Annotated in this window: 10 protein-coding genes; all 10 read left to right on the top strand. The window is 37.8% G+C overall.

All coding sequences use genetic code 11. The features are described from left to right. Position 1: 1 nt before the first annotated feature. Positions 2–976, top strand: coding sequence for a DMT family transporter (locus BLV40_RS23345; protein ID WP_026591931.1), 975 nt, complete (start codon positions 2–4; stop codon positions 974–976). Further along, on the top strand, positions 973–1668 hold the full coding sequence (locus BLV40_RS23350; RefSeq protein ID WP_026591932.1) for a CTP--phosphocholine cytidylyltransferase: 696 nt from the start codon (positions 973–975) through the stop codon (positions 1666–1668). Before BLV40_RS23345 ends, BLV40_RS23350 begins: the two co-directional genes overlap by 4 nt. Before the next feature lie 99 nt (positions 1669–1767). After that, positions 1768–2760: a UDP-glucose 4-epimerase GalE gene (gene galE, locus BLV40_RS23355; protein ID WP_090694400.1), complete on the top strand. Its 993-nt coding sequence runs from the start codon at positions 1768–1770 to the stop codon at positions 2758–2760. Between the two features lie 106 nt (positions 2761–2866). Next, positions 2867–3538, top strand: coding sequence for a response regulator transcription factor (locus BLV40_RS23360; RefSeq protein ID WP_026591934.1), 672 nt, complete (start codon positions 2867–2869; stop codon positions 3536–3538). Positions 3539–3549: 11 nt separating this feature from the next. Next, positions 3550–4980, top strand: a complete 1431-nt coding sequence (locus BLV40_RS23365) for a HAMP domain-containing sensor histidine kinase (RefSeq protein ID WP_090694404.1) — start codon at positions 3550–3552, stop codon at positions 4978–4980. A gap of 66 nt (positions 4981–5046) precedes the next feature. Next, positions 5047–5829, top strand: coding sequence for a DUF3919 family protein (locus tag BLV40_RS23370; protein WP_026591936.1), 783 nt, complete (start codon positions 5047–5049; stop codon positions 5827–5829). Then, on the top strand, positions 5826–6860 hold the full coding sequence (locus BLV40_RS23375) for an ABC transporter substrate-binding protein (RefSeq protein WP_090694408.1): 1035 nt from the start codon (positions 5826–5828) through the stop codon (positions 6858–6860). The genes BLV40_RS23370 and BLV40_RS23375 overlap by 4 nt, the downstream gene beginning before the upstream one ends. Before the next feature lie 19 nt (positions 6861–6879). Continuing rightward, complete coding sequence (locus BLV40_RS23380) at positions 6880–8220, top strand: MFS transporter (RefSeq protein ID WP_026591938.1); 1341 nt, start codon at positions 6880–6882, stop codon at positions 8218–8220. Between the two features lie 202 nt (positions 8221–8422). Beyond that, a complete protein-coding gene (locus BLV40_RS23385) occupies positions 8423–8869 on the top strand; it encodes a hypothetical protein (protein ID WP_090694412.1) in 447 nt (148 codons plus the stop codon). Between the two features lie 281 nt (positions 8870–9150). Further along, positions 9151–9612: efflux RND transporter periplasmic adaptor subunit (locus BLV40_RS23390; RefSeq protein WP_139265603.1), on the top strand; the 462-nt coding region annotated here is incomplete at its 3' end.

Consider the following 9612-nt stretch of genomic DNA (forward strand, 5'->3'; position numbering starts at 1 on the left):
GATGAGAGAAAAGCAAAGTACAGGCATATTGTATGGAGTTTTTTCTGGTTTTGCTTGGGCTGTAGATACGGTATTGATTGGGATTATCTTATCTTCACAACTTATGTTAGCAACAGAACAAGTTGTGTTGCTTGCGCCGCTTGTGAGTACATTTTTGCATGACTTTATGTCAGCGTTATGGATGATGATATATATGGCGATAAAAGGGCAGCTGGGAACGGTTTTTTCTAAGCTGAAAACGAGAAGTGGACGGTTCGTTATGTTAGGAGCACTTATGGGCGGGCCGGTTGGTATGACGTTTTATGTACTAGCTGTAAAATATATCGGGGCTTCTTATACAGCTGCGATTTCAGCGGTATATCCAGCGGTTGGTGCACTTTTTGCATTCTTGTTTTTGAAGGATCGCCTTCGCCCCTGGAATTGGTTTGGGCTTATTATTAGTATTACATTTATTATCATCCTTGGATTTACAGGGGACGGATTTGCGACTGAAAACTATATGTTAGGATTTATTTTCGTCCTGATTTGTATCGTTGGCTGGGGGTTAGAGTGTGTAATCTGTGCGTACGGTATGAAAGATGAAGAAGTATCCCCAGAAGAGGCCTTGCAAATTCGTCAGCTTGTTTCAGCGGTCACATATGGACTTGTGATTTTACCTGTAGCGAGCGGACATTTCTTAACAAGAGAAGTTGTGATGAGCAGTGAGTTTATTTTAATCATTGTGATTGCATTAGTTGGAACAGCTTCTTATGTATTCTACTATAAGGCAATTCATGAAATTGGACCAACAAAAGCAATGGCGCTTAACATTACGTATTCTGCATGGGCGGTTGTCATTTCTATGTTAGTATTAGGGTCACCTTTTTCATGGAAGTTAATTATTTGTTGTGTTGCGATTCTTATAGGCGCAATTTTAACGGTTGCAGATATAAATGAATTTATGAAAGCGAAAAAATATAGAGGTGAAGTAACGTGAGAGCGATTTTATTAGCAGCAGGTATGGGAACACGTTTACGCCCATTAACGTTAACGACTCCCAAATCATTAGTAGAGGTAAACGGCAAGCCGATGTTAGAGCGTCAAATTGAATACTTACAAGAAATCGGCGTCCAAGAAATTATTGTCGTTACAGGTTACTTAGCAGAGAAATTCGACTATCTTGCCCATAAGTATAATGTGAAGCTTGTGCACAATGACAAGTATGATGTATATAACAATATTTATACAATGTATGTAGTTCGTGAATATTTACAAGAGGCATATGTAATGGATGCGGATGTTTATTTACACCGTAATATTTTTATAGAGAACCCAGCGTCATCTTTATATTTTAGTGCGAAGAAAGAAGATTTCCGTAATGAATGGATTATTAAGTATGATGAAAATCGTAAAGTATATGATATTGAAATTGGTGACGGTGATGATGATTACATCTTATGTGGTATTTCCTATTGGTCAAAAGAAGATGGTGTCCATATTGTGAAAAAACTAGAAGAAGCAGTAGATCAGGAAAATTTCAGTGAACTGTACTGGGACAATATTGTAAAAGATAACATTCAAGATTTAAATGTTCATTTGTACGAAATCGATAGCAATGATAGTTTTGAAATTGATTCTGTAGAGGATTTACAGAAGGTAGAAGAAAAGCTCGCTGTTTTAGCAAAATAGTAGTGGTATACAATAGTTGGAATTTCTTCTTGCTATATAAAATAAGAGTAGCTAAGCTAGATTTATAGAGTTAAAAAAATGAAAAGTTGGGTGGGAAATATGGTATCTATTTTAGTTTGTGGCGGAGCTGGTTATATTGGTTCTCACGCGGTGAAAAAGTTAGTTGATGAGGAACAATCTGTAATCGTAATTGATAACTTGCAAACAGGTCATGAAGATGCAATTACAGAAGGCGTGAAGTTTTATAGGGGTGATCTTCGTGATAAAGATTTCTTAAGAGACGTTTTTAAGCAAGAAACAATTGACGCAGTGATGCATTTTGCAGCAGATTCTTTAGTCGGTGTAAGTATGGAAAAGCCGCTACAATATTATAATAACAACGTATATGGTGCACTATGTTTACTAGAGGTAATGGAAGAATTTAAGATTGATAAGTTTATCTTCTCATCAACTGCCGCAACATATGGCGATGTAGATGTTGAGTTAATTTCAGAAGAAACACCAACAAACCCTACGAACACATATGGAGAAACAAAATTAGCGATTGAAAAAATGTTGCATTGGTATAGCCAAGCTTCTCATTTGAAATATAAGGTCTTTAGATACTTTAATGTAGCTGGTGCAACGCCAAGTGGTATGATTGGTGAGGATCATCGTCCTGAAACGCATTTAATTCCGCTTGTATTGCAAGTTGCTTTAGGGCAACGTGAGAAAATCATGATGTTTGGTGATGATTACAATACACCAGATGGTACATGTATTCGTGATTATATTCATGTGGATGATTTAGTAGCTGCTCATTTCCTTGGACTTCAGGATTTACAAAATGGCGGGGACAGCGACTTTTATAACTTAGGGAACGGTAACGGATTTAGTGTAAAAGAAATTGTTGAAGCAGTTCGCGAAGTAACAAAGCATGAAATTCCAGCGGAAGTTGCGCCAAGAAGAGCTGGAGACCCAGCACGCCTTGTTGCATCTTCTCAAAAAGCAAAGGAAAAATTAGGATGGAATCCGCAATATATAGATATGAAAACAATTATTGAGCATGCGTGGAATTGGCATCAAAGTAAGCCGAATGGGTATGCAAAGTAAAATAATAAAAAAGAGTGTATTGTCGTTCAACATATGTTCGATAGTGCACTCTTTTTTTGTATAGGATATTTGCTATACTAAAATGTACTGCGAAAGGAGGAGAATCATGAAAATACTCGTAGTCGATGATGAATCGAGCATTCGCAATTTAATTCGTATGCAGCTAGAGATGGAAGGATATGAAGTACTAACTGCAGCTGATGGAAAAGAGGCTTTGCAAAGATGGGACGAGCAGCCCGATGTATTGATTTTAGATGTGATGCTTCCAGATACGGATGGTTATGAGCTGCTTCGGCTCTTTAGGGAGAAGGACCGAGATATTCCAGTACTTATGTTAACGGCGAAGAGCCAGATGAATGATAAGCTGCTCGGACTGCAGCTTGGTGCTGATGATTATGTAACGAAGCCATTCAATTATGCAGAACTGATTCTTCGGGTAAAGAATATGGCACGGCGCACGACGAAGAAAGAAACTTTGCAACGATATGAAATGATCCGTGCTGGTGAATTGGTTATTTATCCGAAGGAACGGAAAGTACATGTCAATGGAGAAGAAATTGATTTAACGTATCGTGAGTTCAATTTATGTCAGCTATTTGCTTCACATCCGCATCGCGTGTTTATGCGTGATGAGCTATTGGAGAAAGTGTGGGGCTTTGAGTATAGCGGAAATACGAGAGCAGTTGATATTATGGTGCAGCGCCTTCGGAAGAAGCTTGGAGCAAGCGGAGAACATATTAAGACGATTTATGGCGTCGGCTATAAGTTAGATTGTTAAAAGGTGATAAGATGTCGTTAAAACGAAATATGGTACTTGGTATAGTAGGGTTATTGATTCCAATTTTGTTTCTTCTTTATACGGTTGTTTACATTGCATTAGAAAAGAATATGTATCATAATGCGGCAGGTTCTTTAGAGAAATTAAGTGTAGAAGCGCAAATTTACACGATGAACTATTTAGAGAAGGAAGAAGAAGTGGAGACGCTAGGGCCGAATTCGCTTTTGATTGCTTCTTATTTAGCAAAGCGGATGGATGTCCGTGTGCAGATGATTGGGAAGAATGGAGACGTCGTTGCGGATACAGAGAAAGGAGCTTTGCTTCATAAGAATATAGATATTGACCAGTCGTTACGAGGAAAGAAGGCATATGTATTTGAAAATGGTGACCCAGCACCACTTCTTTTATTTTCGAGTCCCGTTTATCATGGAAGCGATGTTATTGGGGCAATTCGCTTTATTAACGAATTACAAGATGAGAAAGAAGTTTTAACGAATGTGAGCTGGACATTTCTCATTACATCGATTTGTTTAGTAGCCGGCGGCATTTTCTTTGCGATTCGTTTAGCGAAATCTCTTCATAAGCCAATTGATCAGTTAAGACAAATGGCAAAGCGGCTTGCAAATGGGGATTATAAAAGTAAAATTGAGCTAAATGAATATGTAGAAATCGCCCAGTTATCAGCGTCTTTCAATGCGATGGCTGATGCAATTGAACTTCATATGACGCAGCTAAAGGAAGAGAAAGAGAAGCAGAAGGATTTCTTAGACCGAATTACGCATGAGCTGAAAACACCGCTTACTGCAATTATCGGATATGTAGATTTAATTCCAAAATTGCAATCTGCGCGAGATGTAGAAGAAAGCCTTCATTATGTTTCGATTGAAAGTCAGCGTCTATTATCACTCGTTGAGGAGTTGCTACAATCTTCAAAGTATGGGACGAGTACGTTTGAAGTCTCTCCGACGATTGTAGATATAAAACAAATTGCGGAAGAAGCAATTTCGATTGTGAAGCCTCGTCTTCAGCAATATGAAATAGAAGTTATAAATGAATTATCTGAAGTGAATGTAGTTGCTGATTTTGATAAGACGAAGCAAATTTTCTTGAATGTGTTTGATAATGCGATTAAATATAGTGATGCTACGAAAATGAGGATAAATGTCGCGAAAAATGAACATGAAGCGAAAATTCTTATCCATGATGATGGAATTGGTATAGATGAAGCGATACTTGCAGAATGGAATCGTTCTCCAAAAGGGAAAGTACTCTCCTCTAGTTATGGAAATGGATATGGTTTGTTCATTTGTCAGGAGATTATGAACAAGCAGGGCGGAAGTATGCGAATTGAAAGTAGTGAGGAAATGGGAACGCTGGTAGTTATCACATTGTTATTACCAAGGTACATGGAAGGTATAAAAAAATTGAAAGCGATTAAATGATACATTTATGAAACAATTATGCGGTATTTTCGAAACAACGTTTTTTTATTGTGGAGGTAGGCAGAAATGAAAAGGCTATCATTTCAAATTCTCTTGTTTGTCTGTTGTACGATTGCGGCTCTTATCTTGTTTTATGTTATAGAAAAGCAATTGTATAACCGCGTTACAACCCTAGATGACAAGCAGGCTGTTTTAGAAAGAGCAAGTGAATCTCTTCCTACTGAAGTGAAGGTAAGACATGAGAAGTGGGGAGAAGTAGTTGTAACAGATGAAGTTCGTCTACATGCGATTGTTTCATTCTTTGACCGAATTCGAATGAAGCAAACTGAAGCGAAGATCCACGAACAAGTATTTACTGGAGAAGTAACGTACTTGAATGGACATAGGCGTACTTTTGCAGTAGGTGACTTGTTCCAGTACGAGGCAAATGTATATGGGAAGAAGGGGACAGATCCTATGATTTCCGCATTCCAAACATATTTGCTGGGCCTATATTATACGCCAGAGCGTATTAGCGATTTCTTTGCATCAGCAAAAGAGGTTGTCTTGCGAGAAGGTGATGTAGTGCGTACTACGAATCTTACGCCAATACTTGATTCGATTCGGCAAGCAAAGCAAATTACGGACTATGGAGAGATCCAGAAATTGCTGCAATCGCAGAAGAATCCAATCGCTTATATTACTGCTTATCAAAATGGTAAACATGTAAAGAATGAACGTGAGGATATATTAACGATTTCTGTATATCCTTCTTACTTTGTCGTGCAATACCTTGGCGATAATAATGGGAATGTGATGTATATGAAAGGCTCCCTAGCAAATCTATTTGTAAAGGAGAATGTTTCATGAGAAAGATAGCCTTTTTCTTCTTTTTGCTAGTAATTGGAGGAGCGATGTCTAGTTGCTCTCGAGATACTACCTCTATCAAATATAGTAAAAATGGTCTTCCAAATTTAAAAGATCGCCATCTAGTTGCGTATGTAGCAGCGCGTGAAGAAGTCGGTGAAGCACTTCTATCATCGTTTTGTAAACCGCGCGGGTGTACGTATGAATTTATTCGCCTCTCTACGGAGGAGCTTCTTAGAAGAGTTGAAGAAGAAGCGGGAAATCCAAAAGCCGATATTATCATTGGCGGTACATTGGATGCGCATCAAATGATGAAGCAAAAAAATCTATCTATTCCTGTTATAAGTCAGCATGCAAGTAGCATTTCAAAAGCCGTTAAAGATCAGGATGGCTTTTGGCATGGCTATGAAGTAGAGCAGCTTGCCATCGCGATTAATAAAGAGCGATGGAATAAGGAAATAGCGCCGCTGGGGCTTTCCTATCCGTCAGAGTGGAAAGATTTATTACATCCTGCGTATGCTGGAAAGATTATCATGCCTGATCCGAATGTTTCAGGAACAGCATATACGTTGTTCCAATCACTTGTTGATACATTTGGTGAAGAAGAGGCTGATCATTATGTAAAGGAGCTTGCGAGGCAGGTAGCGGAGGTAACGGTGAATGGTTACATGCCCGTAGAATATGTTGCAAGTGGTGAATACATGATCGGAATTAATTTTATGGGAGATCAACGGATGCTTCAAAAACAAGGCTTTCCGATTTTAAGTAACGTGCCTGAGCAAACAGGGTTATCTGTCAATGCGATTTCTAAACTGAGACATGCACCGAGTGGTATTATAGCGGATTTATTTATTGATTATTGTTTATCAGAAGAAGCGGGGCACATTTTAGAAAAGGTTTCGTTTGGCGTACCAACGATGCTTGCGAAGAATCAGAAAGAAATAGAAGGTCAGCCAGTTAGAAGAACGAGCAAAAACGTATCAGATGGTAGAGTAATCGAGACATGGAATAGACAACGTCTCTCTCAAAAGTGAGAAAAGGAGAAGAGATGATATGTTTAATTGGCTTAAGCCTGCACCAGCAATAGAGCGTTTGCCAGCGAATATGATTGACAAAGTATATACATTACTACGGATTCGCGTGTTACTGGGAATTTCGGTTGGGTATGCAGCGTATTATTTAGTTCGTAGTAACTTTACGTTATCTAGTACGTACTTAATGAAAGAATATGGTTTTAGTGCAACGGAATATGGTTTATTAGGTTCCGTTACGGCGATTGTGTATGGACTAAGTAAGTTCTTTATGGGAAATTTATCAGATAAAGCGTATGCTCAGCGGTTTATTGCGGTTGGTTTATTCTTATCGGCAATTATAAATATTTGTTTTGGTTTTGCATCTTCATTTGGAATGATTTTAACATTATTAGTTTTTAATAATATTTTTCAAGGGATGGGGGCACCGCCTTGTAGTACCGTAATGACAAAGTGGTTCTCGAAGAAAGAGCGCGGTACAAAAACAGGACTTTGGAATATTTCGCATAATGTTGGTGCGATGCTTGTAGCACCACTTGTTGGAATTGGTATTGGTATTTTCGGTGAAAGTCATTGGCAAGCCGGCGTGTTTATCTTCCCTGCGATCATTGCAATGGTCATTTCAGTTCTTATGTGGGTGAATGCGAAGGATACACCAGAATCTGTCGGTCTTCCACCAATTGAAGAATATCGTAATGACTATGAAGGTCTTGAGAAGGCAGACAATGCCAACAAAATGTCACCAAAAGAAATTTTGATGAAATATGTAGTGAAAAATAAATTTATTTGGTATTTATGTATTGCGAACGCATTTGTATATTTAATTCGTTTCGGTGTTATTAACTGGGTACCGATTTATTTAACAACGGTTAAAGGATTTACAAAAACAGAAGCGCATGCAGCATATTCAATTTTTGAAGCAATGGCAATTCCAAGTTCATTAATCGTAGGTCTGTTAAGTGATAAGTTATTTAAAGGAAAACGTATGCCACTATGTGTATTTAGTATGGTTGGTGTTGTTATCGGAACGCTAGTATACTGGCAAGCATCGAATATACTTGTTGTGAGTGCGGCAGTTTCGATTATTGGTTGTTTAATTTACGTACCACAATTTTTAATTGGTTTAAGTGCAATGGAATTAGTACCAAAATTCGCAGTAGGTACAACAGTTGGTATGTGTGGCCTGTTCGGCTATTTAGGAGGAAGCCTTGTTGCAAACGCAGCGATCGGTGTTATCGTTGATCGCTCTGGTTGGGACGGCTGTTTCATTCTATTATTAGCGGGTGGTATTTTATCTACTGTATTCTTATTTATCGTTCAATTTGGTCATGAGAGAAAAGGCCCTGAGAGCAAAATTGCATAATCGTTTATGTAAGGAAGCTGTCCAAAAGCACTACTTTTGGGCAGCTCTTTTTATGTGCATCTTGTCAGTGAAGATTTATATAAAGTGAAATTATATTATATATAGAAAATTAACATCCATTTTACAATATCTTCAAAAACGAATGTTAAAATTTACTAGAAGTTAGCAAGACAAATTATATGTATAAAGGAGATGCTGAAATGTGGGGATTTTTGTATCAGAAGTAGAGACATTTTTATTTTGTTCAGCAACTGTTACACAGCGAGATTGTACATTTGATTTTGTCGTTCGTAGTACACCGATCGGGATTGCGATTTGTTTAGTTGAAGATTATGAAGTAGAGTGGCTTCCGATGAAAGTAGAAACATATTTGGAAGTGAACGGAAGCATGTTTCCAGATGAAGAGGAAAAAGATGAATTTCGTAAACAGTTAAATAGTGAAACGGGCTGGATGTTGGACATGCAAGGTGATAACCCGGAAGGCATTGTGCAAAGAGCGATGCGCACAGATGAATATGAAGCGTTTCAAACGGTAGAAAAGAATATTCCGCGTGAGATGAGAAAAGACGTGACAACTCTTCCGTTTGAGTATGACTTGGATGAAGAGAAACCGAGTTCTTGGAGAAAATGTCCAAACCGCCTGATGTAAGGCGGTTTTCTTTAGGTTCCTTAAAACTTTCTTAAAAGATAAATCGTTATATTTCTAAACATTTGTATTTTTGTTACAATATAAGTGTTGATGTAAAACTTTGTAAAGAAATCGTAATAATGTAAAAATATATAAATTCATTTTGATATTTCAATATGTAAGTCGTGTTGACCTGCACTTATTTTCTCTGTCTATTTTTACTTGGATTTATATCGCATCGTTTTCTGAAAGTTTTACATAATTAAATAACCACTATATTAAGATATAAAAGGAGAGAGGATATGTTACCAAATACCGTTCGTACTCCAAATAAAAAGAAGAAATGGATTATCATCGGAGTTATTGCACTAATTGTCGTCGTTGCAGCCGTCAATATTTTTGTTATGCAAGGAAAGAAAAAGGGCGCGGCTGAGGGAGATGCTGTTAGCTTTGAGAAAGTAACAGAACGTTCACTTAACAATACGAAGTTGATTTCTGGACAAGTAAAACCTGGAAATATTGAGAGCTTCTACGCAGATCCGACAAAAGGAAAAGTAAAAGATATTGCAGTAAAAGAAGGACAGGAAGTAGAAAAGGGCACGAAATTATTCTCTTATGATAATGAAGAAATCAATTTACAACTGAAACAAGCTGAGCTTGAGCAAAAAATGGCTACTATGCGCTACGATCAGGCACAAAAGAAAATAGATTCATTAAAGAAAGATATTAAGAAGGCAAAAGATAGTGGCGCGGGGAAAGAAGTA

Source organism: Bacillus sp. 166amftsu (assembly GCF_900107445.1).
GTDB lineage: Bacteria > Bacillota > Bacilli > Bacillales > Bacillaceae_G > Bacillus_A > Bacillus_A arachidis.